Below are 22,517 nucleotides of genomic sequence, written 5' to 3'. Positions count from 1 at the left end.
CACTTCGGGGAATTGTTCCGCTGGGCCGGACTGTTCCGGCGTGACGCTGTTGGATGGGGGTGACGGAAGGGTGCGTTGACGGTTGTGAGTCCGGTTTCCTGGCCGGGACGCCCGCCGGAGAGACCGAGACTGGGGAGGAGCACATGCCACATCCCGCACCGGATTCCGAGCGGGCGATGCTGCTCTCGTATCTGAACGCGCAGCGCGATCACGTGCGCGGAATTCTGGAGGGGCTGGACGAGGAGGCACTGCGGCGCGCGGTGCTGCCGTCGGGGTGGAACTGCCTGGGGCTGGTGCGTCATCTGGCGCTGGACGTCGAGCGCTTCTGGTTCGGCGGAATCGTCGCCGGGGAGCAGAGCGTGATCCGGGAGGCGGCGGAAGGGCCCGACGACGCCTGGCAGGTGGGGTCCGACGTGCCGGTCGAGTCGGTGTTCAACCTGTACCGGCAGGAGACCGACCACGCGGACGCGGTGATCGCCGCCACGGCCCTGGACGCCGCCCCGGCGTGGTGGCCGACCGAGCTCTTCGGCGACAAGGGGGTGCGCGACCTGCGCGAGGTGATGCTGCACGTGATCACCGAGACGGCGTGCCACGCCGGCCACCTGGACGCCGTACGCGAACTCATCGACGGCCGCAGCTGGCTGGTCCTCACCGAGTGAGCCGCGGCTGACGGACGGCGCAGGGCCCGGTTCCGCGGGGGACGGAACCGGGCCCTGCCTGGGGGTCGAGGCGAAGCGTCAGTCGGTGGAGTGGCTCAGTTCCAGGTCGACATCCGGGTCGTCGTCGCCCTCCGCGACCCGCACGGTGGCGGGGAACGGCGGGTATCCCGCGGTGAGCAGGGTGTACCTGCCCGGGTAGAGACCGTCGAAGGCGTAGGAGCCGTCCTTCCCGGTCGTCACCACGGCCACCTCGTGGTCGTCGGCGTCCTTCAGCGCCACCCGCGCGTCCTCGACCGGCCGGCCGTCGGCGCGCCGGACCGTACCCGACAGGGTGCCGGTGCCGCTCAGCAGCAGGTCGCAGTCGACCGGGCGGTCGGCCACCAGCACGCTGGCGGTCTGCGGGTGGTGCCCCTCGGCGTTGGCGACCAGGACGTACGAGCCCTGGCCGGGTGTCGGCAGCAGGAACGTACCGTCGTCGCCCGCCTCCGCCGCGCGGCCCACCTGGCGGCCGTCCGCGGCGATCAGCGTCAGCTCCGCCCGCGGTATGGGCAGCCCGGCCTTGCCGGTCACCCGCCCGCGGACCGCGGGACCGTCGCCCGTCAGGCGCGCGCCCCCGGCGGCTGGCGCGTCGTCGGCCTCTTCGGCAGCCTCCACCGCGAGGTGCGGCAGCCGCTTGTCGAGCCAGTCGGGCAGCCACCAGTTGGAGGTGCCGAACATGTGCATCAGCGACGGCACCAGGATCGTACGCAGGATGAACGCGTCGAGCGCGACCGCGCCCGCCAGGCCGATGCCGAACATCGCCAGCACCCGGGTGCCGCTCAGCGCGAAGGCGCCGAAGACGAAGATCATGATGACGGCCGCGGAGTTGATCACCCGGCTGGTCTCGGCCAGGCCGACCCGTACCGCCCGGGCGTTGTCCTTGGTGTGCACCCACTCCTCGTGCATCCGGCTGACCAGGAAGACCTGGTAGTCCATGGAGAGGCCGAAGAGCAGCGAGAGCATGATCACCGGGAGGAAGGCGTCGATCGGGCCCGCCCGTCCGGCCAGCGAACCGCCCCAGCCCCACTGGAAGATGGCCACCAGCACACCGAACGAGGCCGCGGCCGCGACCAGGTTCATCGCCGCCGCGGTCAGCGGCACCACCAGGCTGCGGAAGGCGATCAGCAGCAGCACGAAGCCGAGCACGATGATCACCCCGATGAACAGGGGCAGTTTGCCGTACAGCACCGTGGCGAAGTCCTGGAAGATGGCCGTCTGGCCACCCACGTAGGCCCGCATGGTGTTGCCCTTCTCGGCCGCGGGCACGACGTCGTCGCGCAGGTGGTCGATCAGGTCCGAGGTCGCCTTGTCCTGCGGGGACGTGGTCGGCACCGCGGTGATGAAGGTGATCGTGTCACTCGGCTTCATCGGCATCTGGGCGGCGAAGGCCACCCCGGGCGTCGACTTCAGCGTGGTGACCAGTTGCGCGGCCGCCGCCCTGTCCTGGGGGCCGGGCACCTCGGCGAGGATGGTCAGCGGGCCGTTGAAGCCGGGCCCGAAACCGTCAGCCAGCATGTCGTACGCCTTGCGCGTACTCGTGCTCGGCGGGTTGTTGCCCTGGTCGGAGGAGCCCAGGCGCAGACCCAGCGCCGGGACGGCGAGCGTGGCCATCACGGCCACCGCGACCACCGCCAGCGCCCGCGGGTTGCGCTCCAGGAAGGACGACCAGCGGGCGGCCGCACCGGTGGCGGCCTCGGTCCGCGGGCCGTCCGCGGCCAGCCGGCGGCGCTGCCTGCGGCTCAGCACCCGCATACCGATCGCGCCGAGCAGCGCGGGCAGCAGCGTGATGGCCGCGGCGACCGTGACGACCACGGTCAGGGCGGCCGCGACGGCGACACCGTTGAGGAAGGACAGCCGCAGCGTGAACATGCCCAGCAGGGCGATGCAGACCGTGCCGCCCGCGAACAGCACCGCGCGCCCGGAGGTGTTGAGCGCGATGACCGCCGCTTCCTCCGGTGTCTTGCCGCGCAGGATGCCTCGTCGGTGCCGGGTCACGATGAACAGCGCGTAGTCGATGCCGACGCCGAGGCCGACGAGCGAGGCGAGCTGCGGCGCGAAGTCCGCCACGCCCATGCCGTGGCTGAGCAGGATGATCGCGGACGACGAGATGCCGACGCCGAACAGCGCGGTGACCACCGGCAGCAGCATGCCGAACAGCGAGCCGAGCGCCAGGAAGAGCACCACGGCCGCGGCCGCGACGCCGACGCCCTCGGCCAGGCCCGGCAGCGGCTGCTCCGCCTGCGCGGGCCGGTTGCCGCCGACCTCGACTTCGAGGCCCTTGGTCTTCGCCTCGTGCGCGGTGGTGATCAGCAACTTGCCCTGCGCGTCCGTCAGATCGTTGCCGATCTTGGTGTACGTCACCGTCGCGTAGGCGGTCCTGCCGTCCTTGCTGATCTGCGCGGCGCCCGCCGGGACATAGGGGCTGACGACCGTGCCGACGTCCTTCTGCTTGGCGATCTTCGCCAGCACCGGCTCGATCCGGGAGCGCACCGCGGCGTCACGTATCGTGCCCGAGTCGACGTGCCAGACCACGGTGTCGCCCTCGCCGGAACGCTCCGGGACGACCTTGTCCATCAGGTCGAGGACCTTGGTGGACTCCGTGCCCTTGAGCGAGAAGGCGTTGGAATAAGCGGAGCCGAGCGCGCTGCCCGCCGCCCCTACTCCCACGAACGCCACTACCCACAGCACAATCACGAGCCATTTGTGCCGGAAACACCATCGCGCCACACTGGCCACGATTCGATCCTCCATCGTCTGTACTGTACGAAATGCGATCCATGAGCAGGGTTCGGCGGTGCGCAGGGTCCGGGCGCTTCGATTCCCCAGCCTTCTCAGCCTCGGTGATCACCGGGCCCCGCGCCAAACCGAAACGGCTTCTCACAAGGAACTCTCAACTTCGGCCGGACGGAGGGTCGGCCGGAGTCCGAGGGGACATGACAGGACGCTGTCAGCGCCTGCTTCACGCACTCCGATCGGTACGCGCGATGTTCAGCTGGTGAACCACGGATTGCCGCCGCCGAGCGACCACACCGACACCTTGGTGACGCCCAGCTTGCTCAGCACCGCCAGCTTGGCGTCGAGCGAGACGCTGTCGACGTAGTCGTACAGGGTGCCGCCGGAGGTCCAGCGGATCTCGCCGGAGGAGGCATCGCGCCGGGCCTTGACGGTGGCCGGATCGGTGGAGAAACCGGGGCTCCTGCGCATGTCGCTGAACTGGATGTTGCCTGTGATGGCGTCGGTGTCACAGGGATCGGGGGCGCTGAAACCGTACGACGGCAGGCCGATCACCAGCCGTGAGGGGTCGGGCACCTTGCTCTGCGCGTACCGGGTCACCTGCTGGAGCCAGCCGTACGGTGTGATGGGCTCGCAGCGGTCGCCCGTCGCGGTGTCGAACTCGTTGTCGTACGCCATGATCACCAGCTCGTCGACGCCCTGCGCGCTCACCGCGGCGTAGTCGTAGTACGAGGCGTCCTCCGTCATCGCGGGGGCGTCGACCTGCAGACGCTTGCCCTGCGCGTGCAGGGCGGACGCGAGTTGCCCGAGGAAGGTCTTGTAGTGGCCGAAGTCGGCCGTGCTCCAGGACCAGTAGTCCTCCAGGTCGACGTCGACACCGGTCACCCCGGAGCTGACGACCAGTGAAGTGAGCTGGGAGACCGCGTTCTTGCGCTTGGTGGCGCTGCTGACCAGGGCGTGGACGTCGGCGGTGGTCATTCCGGAGATCGTCGGGTACTGAAAAGCGGAATGTGCCTTCAGGTCCGCGACATTGGCCGCGCTGTAGGCATTGCACACGCCGCCCGCGGTGGTTTCCAGGGAAACCGAGCCGTCCGAATTCACCGACCAGTACTCGGGCTTGAGCGCCCCGTTCTTCACCCGGTCGTCGGCGTACTCCTTCTTCGCGGTGCATTCCGATTCGCCGGTGCCCGACGGGTAGAGCCAAGTCTGGCGCTGCATCGCGGCCGCGGCGGGGGCCGCGGCACGCGCCGTCACCGAACGGGCGCTGGGCGGGCTGGTGGTGGCCGCGTGACCGGTGGTGGCCAGGAGGGCGGCCGCCGTGCAGGCCGCGACGGCGGCGGCGGAGAGGGCGTATCGGCGCATGACGATTCCTTCGGTGTGGGGGGTGGGGGAGCGTGGTGCGGTGGGCGGCGGCCGGGTCAGCCGTTCCAGTACGGGTCGAGGACGAGGGTGTCCGCGCCGGGTACGGCGGTGGCGGCGGACCAGGAGCCGCCGAGTACCCGGCCGTTGTCCGGGCGGGCGGCGAGCGAGAGCTGGGTGAGGATCTTGTAGCGGTCGCCCCGGTAGACGGAGTGCGTGAACTCCACCACCCGGCCGTCCGCGTTGCTGCTGGCCCGCTCGAACAGCAGGGCCGGGGTGTGCGGGGCCACGCCGAGGAGTTCGGCCTCCGCCTCGTCGACCACCGTGGGCTCGATGGTCTGCGCGGCGTCGGTGAGCAGGATGCCGAACCGGCCGCCGAGCAGCCGGTAGAAGGAGGCGCCGCCCTCCAGGTCGGCGGCGGCCAGCCCGGGCACCAGCGCCTCCGGCACGTGCACGGTCTCCACCGCCATGGGCAGCCCGTCCACGCTGCGCAGCCGCGTGATCCGCAGCACCGGCTCGGCGGGGGAGAGCCGCAGCCGTCTGGCGATGCGCGGCCCGGCGGGCGCGGAGCGGAAGTCCAGGGTGCGGCTGGTCCAGGCGCCGTCCACGCCGCCGACCTCCAGGGCGCTGCCCGCACCCTGCGCCAGCCGCTGCGCGACCTTCGCCTCGGCGACGAAGACGCCGCGGCCGTGCTCGCGCACCAGCAGCCCGTCACGGACCAGGTCGTCGACCACCGACCTGAGCGTGGGCCGCGAGACGCCCAACTCCTCGCAGAGCTGCCGCTCCGGGGGCAGTGCGCGGCCGGGCCGCGCCTCCTCGACGAGGTCGAGGAGGCGTGCGCGGACCCGTTCGCGCTTCTGCCAGTTGCTCTCGTTGCCGACCATGCGCGGGACCTGCGTCCATGAGGGAGAGGTGGTGACCAGATGGTGGCGGAAGACTGACCACTGGTCAATAGTTGGTCACTTTTTCGCGTGGGCGACAGACGCACGGCTGCCGCGGCGATCCGTAACGGAGCCTGCGGCCTTCCTTAGGGGAACGTGAAGTTGGTGCTCAGGGGCTTTTCGGGGCGCGGAGAGCGCCTAGGGTCATGTCCCGCCGGACCGCTTCCGTTCAGCGCGAGCGGTCCCCCCGACCCCCACTCCTCCGAGGTGCCCGCGATGAGTTCTTCCCGCCGTGCCCAAGCCCCCACCGGCCGTACCGGCCAGCACCGTGCCCGGCGCGCGCCCCGCATCCGGCTGGCCGTCACCGGCGCGGCGGTGCTGGCCGTGGTCGGCGGTGGCACCGCGTTCGCCTGCTTCGGCGGATCCCACCAGGGACCTGTGGCGTCCGGTCCCGGCTCGCACACCCCGGGGCACGGCACGCACTCGCAGATACCCACGCCCCCCGCGACGGCGATATCCGCCACGCACCGCCCGCACCAGGGCCACTACCACCCCGCGCCCAAGCCCAGCACTCACCCGACGGCGAAGCCGACCGCCAAGCCGACCACCAGGCCGACGACGCCCGCGCCCAAGCCGTCCACCAAGCCGCCCACGACCGGCGCGCCGGTCCAGGGCGACGCCGTCCAGCAGGTGCTCGCCCTGATCAACCGCAGCCGGGCGGCCCAGGGCCTCCCCGCGTACACCCTGCTCGCCGGGTTGAACAAGAGCGCCGCCGCGCACAACCAGGTGATGGCCTCCGGCTGCGGTCTGTCCCACCAGTGCCCGAACGAGCCCGCGTTCGGCGACCGCGAGAGCGCGGCGGGCGTCCACTGGACCTCGGCGGGCGAGAACATCGGCGAGGGCGGCGGCATCGACACCTCGTCCGCCGCGATCGCCAGGAGCGCCGTGGGCCTCACCCAGAGCATGCTCGACGAGAAGCCCCCGGAGGACGGCCACCGCCGCAACATCCTCAGCAGCAGCTTCACCCACGTCGGCATCGCCATCTTCCGCGACAGCCACGGCACCGTCTGGATGACCCAGGACTTCTCCAACTAGGGCCGGTCCGGGGCCGCCGCCCCCCTTCTGCCCCGGCCCCGGACCGGGCCCGTCCCCCCATTACGGACCCGGTCCGGGGTCAGGGGCGCTCCGCCGCGGACTTCACCGCGGCCAGCCAGTCGGCGAGCACCGTCTCCAGCTTCGCGGCGCTGAAGAGCAGCCCCAGCAGCCACCCCGCCATCGACTCCTCGGTACGCAGCAGCGTGGCCTCGCCGCCGTCCATCGGCGTCAGCAGATGCCGGTGGACGACCCTGGCGCCCATGGACACGCCCGTCCATGTGATCTCCCGCTCCCGGTCGACCACCGCGAACCGCGAGGCGATCTTCGCCTTGCCGTTGGCCCAGGTGAACCGGGCGTCGACCCCGACCGGCGCCGCCAGCCGTACGTCATGGATCGCCGGGTCGATCGCGTGCCACCCGGCGGGGTCGCTCAGCACCGCCCACACCCGCGCCGGCGGCGCCTCGATCCGCACCTCGCGTACGGCCCGCACGGGCGCGGCCGCGTCGGTCCGCCCCTCCTTGGCGTAGCGCTCGTGCAACTCCTCCACCGACGGCCCGCCGTAGAACCTCTGCCCCATCGTGACTCCCAGAAAGTGCGCACAGGACCCCGCCCGCAAGGGCCCCGGTGGGCCCGGACGCGTCCGTTGCGCGCAGCATGCCGACCGCCCCTAACAACGGACCAACGTCCGGTCAACACGGCCGCTGCCGGGAGGGGGCAGCGGTGGGCGGCACGGCCTACCGGGCGTACGCGCGCGGCACGTTGTACCCGTCGAGCCGGAGCTTCGGGCGGTGGTCCGCGGGCAGGGCCGACGGGGGCCAGGACAGGGAGACCGTGCGGGACTCGCCGGGCAGCAGCCAGAGGTAGTTGTCGCCGTAGAGGGTGGGCAGCACCCGGTCGCCGGTCTCGCCGTCGAGCAGGCAGAGCCGGACCATGGCGGCGACCGCGGTGCCGTGGTTGCGGAGCGACGCGGTCAGGGTGCGGCGCCCGTCGTTCCGGCCGGGTGCGCCGAGCTCCGCCGCGACCCGGGTCTGCCGGGCCGTGTTGAGCGAGCGCATGTCCGCGGCCTCGCGGTAGCGCCAGTAGGTGTTCTCGGACAGCACCTGGCCCAGCGGGTCCTCCAGCAGCAGCCGCAGCAGGTGGAAGGGCGGAAGGCTGTCCATCCGGTCGGCGGTGAAGACCGACGCGGTCGCCGACGGCCCGACGTTGACCCGCTTGCGCTGCTCGGGGACGAGCCGCCGCCCGTCGAGGTCGTAGTAGTGGGCGGTGAGGGTGGCGTTCGTGATCGGGCGGGCGGTGCGGTTGACCGCGATCACCCGCCCGCTGACCGGGTCGGCCTGGACGTGCACGGGCTCGCAGCCCTTGCGGGCGCCGTAGTAGGCCCCGTCGCCGTCGACGGCCTCGTAGGTCTGCCACACCGCGCTGTACGGCGCCGGCTGCGACAGCCGCGGCGTCGGTCCGCCCGCCTCGTCCCGCGGCCGGAGCCGGGTGTTGCGCGCCTCGAACATCGCCCGGTGGCTCTCGTAGGTGACGAACTGCGCCTTGCGGGAGAAGTCGTCGAGGCCGGTCGCCGTGCCGAGGCGCGCCTCGACGGCCGCGGTGCAGTGCAGTGGCGCCTGGCTCCGGCCGTAGGTGCCGCCGCCGGACGGGACGGTACGGCGGAAGAGCTGGGACGACTGTTCCGACATCAACGACGGCTCCGATCAGGGCGGGCATGCGCGGCGGGAGGAGAAAGCGGTTCCCGCCGGGAGTGAGGGTTGACAACGTTGTCACCCTGAGGTGGTACGCACGTCCCACAGTGTTTCTGACAACGTTGCCAAAGCCTGCATCGCCCGGTTGATCGCTGTCAAGGCACCGCCGTCCCGTAAACGATGACGCGGCGCGCCGGACAGGTTCACTGTCCGGCGCGCCGCGCTGACGCGATCCCGCTCGCTAGCCGTTGTCGCAGGTCAGGGTGGGTTCGGCCCAGTCGCCGTGGTCGTTGCCGTTTCCGTCGCCGCCGTCCCCGACCGACAGGTCGAGCACCTGGCCGCCGGTGACGGGTACGTCGAGGGTGACCGGGGCGGACTTTCCGTTCAGTACGGCGGTGGTGGTGAGCACCTTGCCGTCCAGGAGCACGGAGAAGGTGACCGTCCCCGGGTCGCCGTTGTCGACGCCCACCGTGGCCGTGAACCTGCTGCACCGCCCGTCGAGATAGATCTGCACATCGCTGGGCGAGTTGGTGCCCAGGCCCTTGGCGTAAGTGGTGCCGCCGAGCTTGAGCGGGGTGCCGTCGCCCGCCGCGGTGCCGCCGACGCTCTGGTCGCGCTCGACCGGTCCCCAGCCGTTGGTGGCGGACAGGAAGGGCAGCGAGCTGACCTCGTCGGTCCCGGCCGGGGGCGGCGCCGGTACGGAGCCGACGATCCGCTCGTCGGCCGGGCTCGCGGTGCGGCCGCCCTGGAGCAGCGCGGCGGTCGCCGTGAGGGCGGTGGCCTTGCCCGGGTTCTGCGGCGCGGTGACCTCCCAGGTGAAGTCCGCTGAGGTGCCGGGGCGGATCCGGCTGACGGACGGCGGCGTGGGCCGGGCGCTGACCGTCCAGCCGTCGGGCGCCGCCAGGGCCGGAGTCACCTGCGTCGCCGTGGGCGCCCCTTCGGGCACGGAGACGGTGGCGGTCGCGGTGAAGTGCTCGCCCGCGCTCACCGAACCCGGCACCTTCAGCGAGACCGAGGACCGCGGCGCCGACGGCATCGCGTAGCGCGACCTGTCGTACCGGGGGCCGGCGTTCTGCGTCACGTGCAGGGAGGAGGCGTAGCTGCCGTAGTCGGTGAGCGCCACCTTGCCGAGCCCGCCGGTGCTGCCGTCCAGGTTCCACACCGCGAGGGCGACGGTGTTGGCGCCGTGCGGGTTGAGCACCCCGTCGGGCACCGGGAAGCTGTGCTGCGGCCCGAGGTAGTTGACGTAGTTGCCCATGTCCCAGCCGTTGACGTAGATCTCGGCGCGGTACTTGCGGGACGGGTCGTCGGTGATCGTGAGCCCGAGCGAGGTGTCCTGGCCCTGCGGCAGCCCGAGGGCGACGGTGGTGGTGTACCAGGACACACCGGGGGTGCTGTCGGTGGCGGGCAGGGTGACCGGCTGCCATCCGCCGGTCGGGTAGCCGGGCAGCGGGTAGCCGGCGCGCTCGCCGTAGAGGCCGCCGGTGTTCAGCGGCCCGCGGACGGTGTCGACGGGGGTCTCGCCGCCGCGTACGCCCTGCAGCCGCCAGGTGATCGACCCGAGCGGGTCGCCGACGAGGGAGGCGCCGGTCAGACCGCGGGCAGCCTTGTTGCCGTTGGACTCGTTGTAGTCCTCCTCGTGTCCCATGTTCACGGTGAGCACCGACAGGACGTTGTCGCCGCCGGTCCTCAGCACTCCGGCCGGGAAGGTGTACGTCTTGCTGCCGTCGGCGGTGGAGCTGCCGAGGAAGGTGCCGTTGAGCCAGACCGACGAGGCCGCGGCGCGCCCGCCGCTCTGGGCGGACAGGGTGACGCCGGTCTGCCCGGCCGCGCCGGTGAACCGGCCGCGGTACCAGGTGCTTCCGGTGTGGAAGCCGTAGTCGTCGGCGAAGAGCACCGGCAGGCTGCCCGGGGTGGTGGTGCTGTTCGACGTCGTCCTGTCGGCCACCCGCCAGGTCGAGTCGTCGAATCCCGGCTGGGACTCGGGCGACTCCTGGACGTGCTTCCAGCCGGTCAGCTCGGGCAGCGGGACCGGCGCCGCCACGGGGATGGTGGCGGTGCGGCTGCCGCTGTCCGTCACATGGGTGTGCAGGGTGCGGCCGTTCCAGGTGACGGAGGTGGCGGAGCTGAAGACCTCGATCGAGGGGTCGGTGGCGTTGTCGCCGGTGAGGGCGAGCGTGCCGCCCGAGACCGCCGCGCCGCGCAGCAGGTGCGTCCCGCGGACGAGGACCGCTCCGGCCGGGGTGTCCTGGCGCCAGAAGGTCTTGGCCGTGGTGGTGTCGGCGAGCAGCAGCAGGAGCGGGTGCGCGCCGCCGGTGACGGTGACCCGGGTCAGGCCGCTGTGGCGGTAGTTGAGCCGCAGGTCCCCGGTGGCCGCGTCCCAGGTGGAGGTGACGTCGCCGCCGGTGGCGGTGACGGTGGGCTTCGACGCGTAGTGCAGCACGGTCTCGCCGTCGGAGCCGCTGTCGCCGTACAGGACGGCCACGTCACGCCCGCCGATGGTGGCGTTGGTCATGATCTCCGAGGTGGAGTACCGCAGTTGGCTGCCGCCGAGGTCGTAGTCCGCGACGATGATCTTGCTTTGGCGGCCGTTCAGCCCGAGGGTGGTGCCCGGCTGCTGCGGGATCGTGTAGACGGGCGCGGTGGACGCCGAGCCGGTGGCCACGTCGATGGCGTCCACGGTCACGAAGGTGCCGCTCGCCGCGGTGTTCTTGGTGCCGGTGGCCACGATCTTGAGCGTGTGCGGGCCGGCGGTGAGACCGCTCGCCTGGTAGGCCACGTACTGGTTCTGCTTGGCGGCCCCGTACAGGTCCACCGTCGTGACCTTGGCGCCGTCCAGGTACACGTCGGCGATGCCGTGGTTGCCGTCGAGGTTGCTGATCCACTTCACGCCGGTGCCGGTGAAGTCGACGCTCACGCCGTCGCCCGCGGTGCTGGTGAAGGACTCGGTGTGCTGGTAGTCGCCGCCGGTGTAGTTCTGCTCGGCGCCGACGTGCGACCAGGTGCCGGTGTACGCCAGGGCGCTGTCCCGGTCGTCGTAGGTGTAGCCGGGGTGCGCGCCGAGGTCGAGCGTCACATGCGCGCTGTCGGTGGCCGTCGAGGTGGAGTCGGCGTGCCGCAGCACATGGAACTGCGTGCCGGTGTCGGGGTTGATCCGCGCGGTGTCGACGACCTTGGCGTTGTCGGTCGGTGTCGCGGGCAGCGCCTCGGTCTTGGTGAGCGGGGCGACGGCCTGTGTGAAGTAGCCGATCAGCTTGTCCTGGTCGTACTTGGGGTCGAGTTGCCGGTTCTCCCGGATCGCGGCGCCGTAGTCGTACGAGGTGTAGTTCTCCGGCATGCCCAGCCAGCCCCAGTTGGTGCCGCCGTAGGTCATGTAGAAGCTCTGCGAGGTGGCGCCGACGGCGATGTTCTGCTTGTAGAACACGTCCGCGAACTGGTCGTTGATGAGCTGGGCGCACTTGTCGTAGCCGGGTCCGCCCCACGGGTCGAAGGCGCCGCCCTGGAACTCGGCGGTGGCCAGCGGCTTTCCGGCGGCGTGGTCGTAGCTGATGTCCGGCACGCCGTTCCACTTGGCCGGGTTGCTGCAGTTGAAGCCCTGCGGGTAGGAGTCGGCGGCGTCCACGTCCAAGGCGGCGTCCCCGCCGCTGAAGGTGCCGTTGTTGTTGCCGACCAGCGGTACGTCGATGCCGTCCGCGGTCGCCTTGTCCTCCAGGTGCTTCATGTAGGTGCGGCCCGCGGCGCTGCCGTTGTAGTACTCGTTCTCGACCTGGTACTCGATCACCGAGCCGGTGCCGTGGGTGAACTGGTGGCGGGCCAGGATGCGGTCGATCTGCGTCTGCCACTCGTCGGAGTACTTCAGATACGCCGGGTCGCTGGTCCGGGTGCCGCCCGGCGTGGTCGACAGCCAGCCGGGGAAGCCGCCGCCGTCGACCTCGGCGTTGATGTACGGGCCGGGGCGGGCGATCACGTAGATGCCCAACTGGTCGGCCATGTCGAGGAGTTTGTCCACGTCACGCACGCCGGTGAAGTCGTAGACCCCGGGGGCGGGGGAGTGGTAGCCCCAGTCGAAGTAGAGCGAGACGGCGTTGAACCCGGCCGCCTTCATCTTCTGCAGCACATCGAGCCACAGGTCCTGGCTGGGCAGCCGGAAGTAGTGGAACTCCCCCGACCACAGGTAGGTGCGCTTCCCGTCGATCATGAACGAGTAGCCGTCGTAGGTCACGGTATGGGCCGTGGTCGCGGCGGCCGGAGCGGCCTGACCCGACCGGGTGGCCGCGCCGGGCGCGGCCACCGAGGCCGCACCCGAACTCAGCCCGACAACGAGTGCGAGGGTTGCCCCGAACGCGAGGCATCGCCGGAAGAACCGGCGGCCCAGGCGGCGAGTTGGCATCTCAGACCTCCACGTCACGCACCCAAGGGACCGCTGGATGAGAAAGTCGCCCATAACTCACCAGAAGCGATCAGATTCCCGGGCTAAAGGATGGGTGAATCCGTTCGTTTGCGTCTGGGAGTGTTTCAGCGGCCCCTTGTCGCACGCAACCATTCGGACGAGATTGGGGCATGCGCAAGCGCCCGCGGGGTACGGAAGGCTGTTCCGGGGGCCGTGCCTGGAGGTGGGTACGCAGGGGGCGGCGGGGTCAGGACCCGGCCGGGCATGACGTCTGCCGGGGCAGCCGGTAGCCGGAGCCGATGTCGTACGTGCCCGCCCGCGGCACCGTCAGCCGGGTCCACGCACCGGACTTGGCCAGGCAGCCGCCACCGCCGACGCGGAGCCACGGCGAGTACACCACCCGCAGCGTCACCGAACCCGGCGCGGGGACCCGTACCACCAGGGCCGCGGGTGAGGAGCGCACCACCGAGCCGCCGCCCGAGACCACCGGTGTCGCGTCCGAGACACGGAAGATGCGCCAGTTCGCGTCGGACCAGACCGGCTCCAGGCCGGCGGGCGCGGTGTCGAGCAGCGCGCCCTCCAGTACGGCGTGGTCGTCCAACCGGCCGTTGTGCAGGACGACATAGCCCACCGCCTGGTCGTGCAGCCAGGCGCGGTAGTCGGCGGGGGAGAGTGTGCTGCCGTAGAAGAGCGGGTTGCGGTCCATGTCGAGCTGGCGGTTCCAGCCGCGGGCCAGGGTGAAGTGCCGGGCGAAGAGGGTGGCTTCGCGGTGGTCGCGGGCCGGTACCACCTCGACGCGGCTCCTGTCGGCGCCCAGATGCCGCAGTTCGGCGGTGACGCCGTCGGTGTGCGCGGCCCAGGCGGGCACCTTGGTGGAGATCGTCAGGTCGTCGACGGTCTTCTCGCCCAGCCACACCACCGACAGGGCGAGGGCGACACCCAGCGCCACCACCTGCGCCCGCCGCCTGCCCGGCGCCAGGAGGCAGGCGAGCAGCAGTGCGGGGGCGAACAGCCCGGCCAGTCGCTCGACGTTGTCCCCTATCGGCGAGGTGACGCAGTAGGCGGCCACGACGCCGGCCGCGTAGACCACCGCCCCCCGGCGCAGCGCCCGCCACCGGCGCGGCGCGCACACCGCGACCACCGCCGCGAGCAGGAACGGCGGCCATATTCGCCCGAAGGCCATCGGCTGCTCACCCGAGAACGGGAACAGCACCGTGGTGACGCCGACGACCACGACCGGCGGCGCCAGCAGCGCCGCCGCACGGCGGACCTCCCGGGTCAGCAGCAGACCCGCGCCCGCGACCAGAAGGAACAGGCCCGCCACGGGACTTGCCAGGGTGGCCAGGACGCCGCACACCGCGGCGCCGGCTATTCGGCGCGCGCCGCCGGTGACCAGCAGGCACGTGGCGACCCCGAAGGCCGTCCCCAGGGCGAAGGTCGTCCGCCCGGACGCCACGTTGCACCACAGGGCGAGCGCGGCCAGCAGCGCCGGCCACAGGGGGCGGGATATCGCGGTCCGCGCGAACAGGGCCGCCGAGCCCCAGGTCGCGCCGAGCCCCGCCGCCACCGTGACGGCCCGCACCCCGCACAGCCCCATCAGATACGGCGACAGGACGCTGTAGTTGGCGACATGCGTCCCCCCGTACCACGCGAGGTTGTACGCCGCCCCGGGGTGCCCCGCGGTGAACTGCGCCCACGCGTCCTGCGCCGCGAGGTCCCCGCCGCCCGTGGCCAGGAACACCGCCCAGACCACGTACAGCGGGACGACCGCCGCCACCGAGACCAGCGGCAGCCGGTGCCGCCGCCACCAGCTCCGCGGGCGCCCCTCGCGTACATCGAGGCGATATGCGGTGATGTGCCGGGCGGGCGACGCAACGGACGTGGAAGGCAAGGGGAGTTCCCTTCTCGGCGGCGTACCGCCGAGAAGCGTACTCGCACCCTTTTAGACTGCGATCTGCTGGGAGATCCAGATGAGGGCGGTGGGCAGCATCGACTTCCAGACCTCGGTGTTGTGGCCGCCGTGCTGGATGGTGAGCAGATGGCTGTTGCCCGGGTGGTGCAGGGTGCCGAGCAGGGCCTTGGCCGCGTAGACGGTGTCGCTGTCCTGGTAGCTGCCCGCCATCAGCAGCACCACGTCCGGCTGGTGCTTGGCGCCCTTCAGCTCCAGGTAGGGGTTGTTGGCGCGGGTCAGCGCGGGGTCGCGGGTCACCAGCTTGGCCTCGGGGGCGTTGTAGCCGGAGAGGCTGACCACCGCGTGGAAGTTCTGGGGGTGGTGCAGCGCGGTGTTGGCCGCGCAGTACGCGCCCGCCGAATACCCCATGATCGCCCAGTGCTTGGGGCCGTCGGCGACCCGGAAGTTCTGCTTGACCAGCGCGGGGACGTCGCTGCCGAGCCAGGTCGAGGTCTGGCTGCCGTGCGGGAGGTCCGCGCAGCCGGGGTCGACGGTGCCCAGCACGTTCATCTTCGGGGCGACCAGGATCGCGGGGTTGGCCTGGTGCGCGGCCATGAGGGTGGTCAGTTCCTTCTGCGCCTTCATCGCGCCGAACCAGGCCCCGGGGCTGCCGGGGTAGCCGGGTAGCAGTTCGATCACCGGGAAGCGGGTGTGCTGGAAGGCGGGGTCGTTGTACTGCGGGGGCAGCCAGACCAGCATGGTGGCCGAGATGTGCGAGCGGGGGCCGACGGCGGTGGTGCTGAGCGCGCCGCCCTTGGTCTTGCTGAAGGTCAGGTGGCCGCCGGGGACGCCGGTCCTGCCCGCCGGGTCGGGTGAGCCGCCGCCCCGCCCCACGTCGTTGAGCTGCACCTGGCCGTTGTCGCCCATCAGGTCGTTCCACGACTCGTAGAGGCCGTAGCTGTTGTTCACCCACACCAGCACGGCCAGCACGGCCGCGGCCTGGCTGAGCACGACCATGCCGACCCGCGAGGCGATCCGCACCCCGATCGGCCCCGGCACCCGGTTCCACGCCAGCAGCATCAACGCCACCACGAGCGGTACCAGAACGACGCACAGCGCGAAGAACGCCGTCCCCGTGAGACTCATGCCGAACCCTTCGAACCCACCGCCGCCACGTGCTGACAGAAGACGGAGCCAGGCTGACCTGGGCTCCAGGGATGCTCCGGCGACGCGTCATCCACTACCTATGAGGGAGCTTTGCGCCGATGGGTTCATCGGCGGACGTAGGTCATACGGGTGGTCTTCGTCTCAGTGGATGAGACCGCGGCGGGCGCCAGCGGGCGCGGTCAGGTCCTGAACCCGACATGGACGTGGTCGTGGTGGGTGTCGTCGGAGAAGAACTGGTTGCCGGTGGCGCCGCCGGACAGCTGTACGGGACCGCCGACGTTGTAGGAACCGGCGGCCGCCGCGGCGCGCATGAAGGCCGCGATCAGGGAGCGTGAGGTGGCCGGGCTGACGACTGGATGGCCGTCGATCCGCCAGACGTCGAAGGCCCGGCCGAGCGGGTGGTCGCTGGGGCGGTCGGTGCCGAAGACGTCCAGCGGGTGGCCGGAGCGCACCACGCTGACCGACATCCGGTAGGTGCCCGCCAGCCGCAGCATCGCCCGCAGCACGCTGTCGTGCACCGCGCCGCTGCGGATGTCCGCGACCGAGGCGGGCGGCAGGTCGATACGGCGGTCGGCCAGCACCGCCTTCGCCGACGCGCTCAGCGGGGACGCCGGGGGGCCGGGGTGCGCGGGATGCAGCGAGGTGACGGCCCAGCCCGCCGGCGTACGGCTCAGGCGTACGTCCACGGTGGTGCCGCCCGCCGCGACGGCCGTGCCGTTCCTGGTCGTCTGGTCGCACACGACCAGCACGCTCGCCGTGTCGGTCAGGATCCCGCCGTACTGCGCGTCGATCACCCGCACGACCGCCTCGTCCGCGGACGGTGTGAGCGGGCCCGCCTCGGCGGCGAGCCTGGCGGCGAGCGGGGGAGCGATACCGAGCGCGGCGGCCCGCGCGGCGGCGTGCCGGGTGCCGCCCTGCCCGGCGGGCCAGGTCCCGAGCGCCTCGACCAGCCGGACGGCGGCGAGCTTCGCGGCGGGCTGGATCTCGCCGGGCCCCGGCACCCACCGCGGCGCGGGCGGAAGCGGCGCGCGCGCCCCGGCGGTCGTGGTCGTCCGGGTGCCCGGGGTCGCGCTCGGCACCGGCGTCGGCAGCGCGGAGGACGAGCCCTCGGTGAGGGTGGCGGTACCGCTCGGCGACGCCGACTTCCCGCCCCCGGAACACCCGGCGGCGCACACGCACCACCCGGCCGTCCCCAACAACAGCGAGCGCCGCCCCACGGCTCCGGGGACGCGCTCGCGGCTCGTGGAATGCAGGGCCATGGCAGCTCGGGCTCCTCGGACACACGGCACGCGGATCTGTCCAGTATGTGCCGATCGGCCGCCGCCGCGGAGCGAGGTGGCGCACGGCCCGCGTGTCGGCGGGTCCGCCCCGGGCCTCAGGGCGTGTCGTCCGCCGCTGCCTCGTCCGTGACCAGCAGGCGGTGGAAGTGGCCCTGGCCGTCGTGGCGGTGGATGGACATCAGGCGGAGGGCGGCCTCGCGGTCGCCCGCGGCCAGGCGGTCGACGATCGCCTCGCGCGGTGGGGTTCGAGCGCTTCCCAGAGCTGGCGCTGGCCCCGGCCCGCTGACGCGGGAGCGGGCCGGGGGGATCGTCGGACGGGGTCCGTACGCACCAGGCGTACGGACCCCGTCGCGGGGAAGGTCAGCGCACCGGCAGCGACTTGGTGTGCTCCGCGCGCACGGCCTGCAGGGCGCGCGGGTCCAGGCCGAGGAGGCTGAGGATCGTCGGCGCGATCTGCTTGGTCTGCACCGGCGCGGTGTCCCGCACCCCGCCCGGCACCGAGGCGCCGGAGACGACCAGGGGGACGTTCAGGTCGTCGGCGTGCGCGCCACCGTGCTCGGCGATCTTCTTGACGCCGCCGGTGTAGACGACGCCGTACTGCGCCATGCCGAAGATGTCGGGGACGCGGGCGTCGCCGGGCTTCACCCCGAAGTAGTCGGCGGCGGCCTCCCCGGCGTAGACCTTGTCCAGGCCGCCGCGGGTGAACGCCTTGGGCGCGGCGTTGATGTCCGTGCCGGTGCCGTTCTGCGCGAGCAGGTACGCCTTCGCGAAGTCGGTGGCCGCCCTGCTCCGGTCGCTCAGCCACAGCAGCATCGCGTCGTCGTCCACGGCGTGCACGACCAGGTCACCCGCCTGCGGGTGGAGCTTCTTCCAGGCGGCGTTGAGGCCGTCGAGCAGCGGTCCGTCGTCGACGCGGGTCAGCGCGGCCGGGTCGGCCGGCGACTGGCCGTGCTTGGCCGAGAGGATGACGGTGGTGCTGCCCGCCAGGTGCCGCTTCCTGATCTCCGCGGTCAGCGCGCCGATCTGCGCGTCGACGAAGTCCAGGTTCTTCTCCAGCAGCGGGCCGGGGACGTTCTTGGCCGCGTAGCCGCCCTTGAGGCCGTTCGAGGAGGGCAGCTTCTGGGCGGTGGACACCGACTGGAGGTTCAGGCCGAAGACCGCGGGAGTGCCGACCTTGTGGGTGCGGCTGTGGTCGTACCCGTCGATCTCGTTGAGTACGGCCCGCACCTTGTAGCCGTCGTACTGCTCGGTGGCCTTGTTGTCCTTGGTCCAGTCGTCGCCGGGCGCGTAGCCGATGGCGTCGCTGTTGATCTCCGGGGTGAACAGGTCCTGGACGCCGGTGCCGGAGGGGCCGCTGAGGATCTCGTAGGCGGCGTGCTTGTCCGACCACGCGGTGCGCAAGCCCGCGGCGCGGGCCACCTCGAAGACGGTGTTCACCTTCAGATACGAGTGCGGGTAGACCGGCTTGCAGGTCTTCGGGTCCACCGGCAGCTTCGCGGCGTTCAGCAGATCCGACGGGTGGCCGGTCATCGACAGGATGCTGGCCGGCAGACCGCTGAGGCCCTGGCCGGCGTCGATGGACGCCTGGTTCCGGTCGAGGTCCTCGGTCAGGTCCACCTCGACACCGGGCTTGACGCCCGCGCAGGCGGTGGTCCCGGCGGGCAGCAGCGCCGCGTTGTAGGTGTCGTCGTAGTAGACGCCCGTGGTGCCGGGGCCACCGCCGGTCGCCTGGGCGACCATGCCGGGGAACGAGTCCGAGGGAGAGGTGGTGGCCGCGTGGGTGTACTCCACGCCGCCGCCGACGAGGGCGGCCAGCGCCGACCCCGGGTGCCGGGCGACGTACCAGGCCAGATCCGACTGGTGCAGTCCGTCGACGGAGATCAGCAGGACGTGCCGCGCGGGGGCGCGGTGGTGCGGGGCGGCGGAAGCGGAACCGGCGCTCTGGGCGACGGTCGCACCGGCGACGACGGCGGCGACGCCGAGGAGGGCGGCAGGTCTGACGGAACGTCTGGGCATGGGTGCTCCACGGTGCTTGCGGGTGTGCGCTGCTGAGCGCCTTGACGGCGGCGCGTGCCGGGGCATGTCTATGCGGGCCCCGTGCACCGCAGGCGGCACTTCCATGAACGCCCGGCAAATGAGCAGTCGGATCTTTCCCAAGGCGGGACGCGCCGCAGGTCGGACGCGTGACCGAAAACGGAAGTGTCTACAGCGGCGTAGACAAAAGAGCGGAGGATGTCTGGTCGCCCGAGGTCAGGGGCCGTTCGCGCAGCGCCGCGGCGGGGGTCCCGGGAGGGCGCCGGGTGCGGTGCTGCGGTGGCGTCCGGCGCGGCGCCGGGGGTGCGGTCAACCGCCCGGAGTTCAGGTGCTGTTGGGCGACGCACTGTGGTGCGTGGGGGACAAGAGGCTCTAGGGTCTGGCGGGCGGTTCTCCTTGTCCCACGGAGGACCACCCGCCAGACCCTCGGGTCTGAGCTGCTTCCGGCCGCCGTCCGTGGCCGCCGTCCGGGTGGGCGGTGGCCCGCACCCTCTGGGGGATCGCCTTGACCGCAACCGCATCAACCACCGCCGCGCGCCGCCGTGCCGCCGCGCTGCTGCTGGCCGTCGCCGCGTTCGGCGCCGCGAGCACCGGGGGAGCCCATGCCGCCTCGGCGGGCCCCGGAGGGTGGCAGCCTGCGGGCAGCTCGACGGTCGGGTCGCTCACCGGGGGCGAGGGCGTGGCCAGCCGGGCGGACGGCTCGCTGCTGACCCGCGGCCTCGGCTCGATCCCGCTGCGGCTGCGGTTCGGTGGCTGGAACCACGTCGGAGACCCGGACATCACCTCGGGCGGCTACACCGTGGACGCGTACCAGGGCGGCGACGGCGCCACCTCGAAGATGTTCGAGGTGACCACACCGTCCGGGCAGAGCTACGACTACACGCACCCGCTGGACGCCGGCGAGCTGCTCAACAACTCCTTCGCGACCGTCTCGCCGGACTCGCAGTGGCTGGTGGAGGGCGAGTGGGGCACCATGAACCGCCTCCAGGTCTTCCCCGCGCCGCTCACCAACCCCGCCACCCCCGCGACCGGCGGCACCCTCCCGCAGGCGGGGCAGATCAGCCTCGACCGCAGTGTCGACAACATCCAGGGCTGCGACTTCGTCTCCGCCACCCGCCTGGTGTGCGACTCCGACGACGACGCCAAGGACGTCCTGCAGGTCGACCTGCCGCACGCGCTCGACGGCACGCCCGTCACCGGCCATGTGACCACGCTCTTCCAGGTGCCGCGCACCAGCATCTGCTCGGGCAGCTTCGAGACCGAGGGCATCGACTACGACCCGAAGGCCGCGCTGCTGCGGGTGGAGATCGTCTCGCCGAGCGTGTGCGCGGTGACCACCACGATCTACAACTACCGCCCGACGACCGGCTGATCCGTACGCCTTCAGGGCCTCGCGCACCACGACCGCCCGCCCTCCGTACGGCTTCGCGCGGCCGTACGGAGGGCGGGCGGGTGTCCCGCGGGGCTCAGGCGTCGAGCACCGCGATCTCCAGCGCGCGCAGCCGCTCCGGGTCCGCGATGACGTCGATCGCGGTGATCCCGGCGTCGGAGACGGTGAAGGTCAGCACCACCCGGAGCTTTCCGCGCGGCGCCATCACCAGGCCGACCGCGCCGTCGACCAGCGCGATCTGGGTGAACCTGACCCGTCCCGCCGCCGCGGACGCGCCCTTGGCCACGAAGTCGATGCCGTGCAGCACGACGGGCGCGGGCGTCGGGCCCGCGGCCGCGTCGGCCCGCAGCACCACATCCGGATCGAGCAGCGCGAGCAGCGCCTCGAAGTCGCCCTCTCGGGCCGCCGCCTGAAAGGCCGTCACCACCCGGCGCTGGCGGGCCAGATCGATGTCCACCACGGGTGCGCCGCCCCTGACCCGGCGGCGCGCGCGGCTCGCGAGCTGCCGGGCCGCCGCGGGTGAGCGCTCCAGCAGCGGGCCGATCGCGTCGAAGGGCACGGCGAACATGTCGTGCAGCACGAAGGAGACCCGCTCGGCCGGGGCGAGCGTGTCGAGCACCACCAGCATCGCCAGCCCGACCGAGTCGGCCAGCAGCGCCTCCTGCTCGGGGTCGGGCCCGCCCTCGTGACCGCGTACGGGATCGGGCACGAAGCCGTCCAGCGGGTCCTCGCGCTGCCGCTCCCGCGTGCGCAGCATGTTCAGGCACACCCGCGCCACGATCGTGGTCAGCCACCCGCCCACGTTCTCGATGCCGCGCGGCCCGTCCTCGCCTCCGGCGCCGTCGTCGGCCTCCTCCTCCGCGCGGGCGTCGGCGCGCCGCACCCGCAGCCACGCCTCCTGGACGGCGTCGTCGGCCTCGCTCAGTGAGCCCAGCATCCGGTAGGCCACCGCCCGCAGATGCTCGCGGTGCTCCTCGAAGCGCTCCAGCGGCCATGCGCTGTCGTCCATCGGTCACATTCCCTTCTCGCGCGGGGTCATAGCAGTAGACCCACGAAAACCCGCTGATGCGGCCGGGTGTACCGCTCCCGGCCGCGTGAACGAACGAAGAGGAAACACCGTGACGACCTCACCCCTTCTTGTCACCGGCGGCACCGGCACCCTCGGCAAGCTCCTCGTGCCGCTCCTGCGGGACGCAGGGTGCGACGTGCGGGTGCTCAGCAGACACAGCCATGAGCCTACGGACGGCGTCGAGTACGTCGCCTGCGACCTGCTCAAGGGCGAGGGGATCGCCGCCGCGGTGGACGGCGCCGAGACCGTTGTGCACCTCGCGGGCGGCGCCAAGGGCGACGACGAGGCGACCCGCAACCTGATGGAAGCCGCCGCGCGGGCGGGCGTCCGGCACGTCGTGTACATCTCGGTCATCGGCGCGGACCGGCTCCCGCTGGGCTACTTCCGCGCCAAGCTCGGCGCCGAGCAGGCCGTCGCCGCTTCCGGTGTGCCGTACACGACGCTGCGCGCCGCGCAGTTCCACGACCTGGTGCTCAACGTGGCCCGCACGATGGCCAAGCTGCCCGTCGTGCCGATCCCCGGCGGGCTCCGCTTCCAGCCGGTCGACGCCCGCGACGTGGCCGCCCGGCTGTGCGAGCTGACCCTCGCGGAACCCGCCGGGCTCGTCCCCGACCTCGCGGGACCGCGCGTCTACGGCATGGCCGAACTCCTGCGCGGCTACCTCGACGCCCGCGGCAAGCACCGCCTGACCCTGCCGGTACGGATGCCGGGGAAGGCGGGCCGCGCCTACCGCGCCGCCGAGAACCTGACCCTGGAGGGAGCCACCCAGGGCACGCGCACCTGGGAGGACTTCCTCAAGGAGCGCGTCACCGCCTAGCCGCCCGGCCGGGCGATCCGCCGGC

The 22,517-nt window shown here is 72.1% G+C and carries 15 protein-coding genes; 4 read left to right on the top strand and 11 right to left on the bottom strand.

Annotated features, from left to right (window positions below; all coding sequences use genetic code 11):
• The first annotated feature begins 143 nt into the window (after positions 1 to 143).
• Positions 144 to 659: a DinB family protein gene (locus AB0M29_RS14910; RefSeq protein ID WP_365382665.1), complete on the top strand. Its 516-nt coding sequence runs from the start codon at positions 144 to 146 to the stop codon at positions 657 to 659.
• A gap of 78 nt (positions 660 to 737) precedes the next feature.
• On the opposite strand, the gene AB0M29_RS14905 is transcribed toward AB0M29_RS14910, so the two are convergent.
• The 3 genes from AB0M29_RS14905 to AB0M29_RS14895 form a co-directional block, all read right to left on the bottom strand.
• Positions 738 to 3,449, bottom strand: coding sequence for an MMPL family transporter (locus AB0M29_RS14905; RefSeq protein WP_365382664.1), 2,712 nt, complete (start codon positions 3,447 to 3,449; stop codon positions 738 to 740).
• Between the two features lie 237 nt (positions 3,450 to 3,686).
• Positions 3,687 to 4,793 carry a glycosyl hydrolase family 18 protein gene (locus AB0M29_RS14900; protein WP_365382663.1) on the bottom strand — a complete coding sequence of 369 codons (1,107 nt, stop codon included), beginning with the start codon at positions 4,791 to 4,793 and terminating at the stop codon, positions 3,687 to 3,689.
• A 56-nt stretch (positions 4,794 to 4,849) separates the two neighbouring features.
• Positions 4,850 to 5,674, bottom strand: a complete 825-nt coding sequence (locus AB0M29_RS14895; protein WP_365382662.1) for a GntR family transcriptional regulator — start codon at positions 5,672 to 5,674, stop codon at positions 4,850 to 4,852.
• Positions 5,675 to 5,947: 273 nt separating this feature from the next.
• Between AB0M29_RS14895 and AB0M29_RS14890 the strand changes: the two genes are divergently transcribed.
• The gene (locus tag AB0M29_RS14890) at positions 5,948 to 6,766 is read left to right on the top strand and encodes a CAP domain-containing protein (RefSeq protein WP_365382661.1); all 819 of its coding nucleotides are present in this window, start codon (positions 5,948 to 5,950) and stop codon (positions 6,764 to 6,766) included.
• A gap of 79 nt (positions 6,767 to 6,845) precedes the next feature.
• Here the strand turns inward: AB0M29_RS14890 and AB0M29_RS14885 are convergent, their stop codons facing one another.
• The 7 genes from AB0M29_RS14885 to AB0M29_RS14855 form a co-directional block, all read right to left on the bottom strand.
• Positions 6,846 to 7,343 carry an SRPBCC family protein gene (locus AB0M29_RS14885; protein WP_365382660.1) on the bottom strand — a complete coding sequence of 166 codons (498 nt, stop codon included), beginning with the start codon at positions 7,341 to 7,343 and terminating at the stop codon, positions 6,846 to 6,848.
• Positions 7,344 to 7,500: 157 nt separating this feature from the next.
• Positions 7,501 to 8,451, bottom strand: a complete 951-nt coding sequence (locus AB0M29_RS14880; protein WP_365382659.1) for a hypothetical protein — start codon at positions 8,449 to 8,451, stop codon at positions 7,501 to 7,503.
• 244 nt (positions 8,452 to 8,695) lie between these two features.
• The gene (locus AB0M29_RS14875; protein ID WP_365382658.1) at positions 8,696 to 12,844 is read right to left on the bottom strand and encodes a beta-galactosidase; all 4,149 of its coding nucleotides are present in this window, start codon (positions 12,842 to 12,844) and stop codon (positions 8,696 to 8,698) included.
• 247 nt (positions 12,845 to 13,091) lie between these two features.
• Complete coding sequence (locus AB0M29_RS14870; RefSeq protein WP_365382657.1) at positions 13,092 to 14,735, bottom strand: hypothetical protein; 1,644 nt, start codon at positions 14,733 to 14,735, stop codon at positions 13,092 to 13,094.
• 51 nt (positions 14,736 to 14,786) lie between these two features.
• Positions 14,787 to 15,881: an alpha/beta hydrolase-fold protein gene (locus tag AB0M29_RS14865; protein ID WP_365382656.1), complete on the bottom strand. Its 1,095-nt coding sequence runs from the start codon at positions 15,879 to 15,881 to the stop codon at positions 14,787 to 14,789.
• A gap of 200 nt (positions 15,882 to 16,081) precedes the next feature.
• Positions 16,082 to 17,161: a hypothetical protein gene (locus tag AB0M29_RS14860; protein ID WP_365382655.1), complete on the bottom strand. Its 1,080-nt coding sequence runs from the start codon at positions 17,159 to 17,161 to the stop codon at positions 16,082 to 16,084.
• Positions 17,162 to 17,542: 381 nt separating this feature from the next.
• Positions 17,543 to 19,198: an alkaline phosphatase family protein gene (locus tag AB0M29_RS14855; RefSeq protein ID WP_365382654.1), complete on the bottom strand. Its 1,656-nt coding sequence runs from the start codon at positions 19,196 to 19,198 to the stop codon at positions 17,543 to 17,545.
• 523 nt (positions 19,199 to 19,721) lie between these two features.
• Here AB0M29_RS14855 and AB0M29_RS14850 point away from each other — a divergent pair.
• Complete coding sequence (locus AB0M29_RS14850; protein ID WP_365382653.1) at positions 19,722 to 20,588, top strand: hypothetical protein; 867 nt, start codon at positions 19,722 to 19,724, stop codon at positions 20,586 to 20,588.
• Between the two features lie 94 nt (positions 20,589 to 20,682).
• On the opposite strand, the gene AB0M29_RS14845 is transcribed toward AB0M29_RS14850, so the two are convergent.
• Positions 20,683 to 21,615 (bottom strand): sigma factor, encoded by a 933-nt coding sequence (locus AB0M29_RS14845; RefSeq protein WP_365382652.1) that lies wholly within the window; start codon positions 21,613 to 21,615, stop codon positions 20,683 to 20,685.
• 109 nt (positions 21,616 to 21,724) lie between these two features.
• Between AB0M29_RS14845 and AB0M29_RS14840 the strand changes: the two genes are divergently transcribed.
• Complete coding sequence (locus AB0M29_RS14840; protein WP_365382651.1) at positions 21,725 to 22,492, top strand: NAD(P)H-binding protein; 768 nt, start codon at positions 21,725 to 21,727, stop codon at positions 22,490 to 22,492.
• Positions 22,493 to 22,517 lie beyond the last annotated feature (25 nt).

The sequence above is a fragment of the Streptomyces sp. NPDC051976 genome (assembly GCF_040680795.1).
Lineage (GTDB): Bacteria > Actinomycetota > Actinomycetes > Streptomycetales > Streptomycetaceae > Actinacidiphila.
The sequence above is the reverse complement of the archived record's forward strand: the minus strand, read 5'-3'. Positions and strand labels throughout refer to the sequence as shown.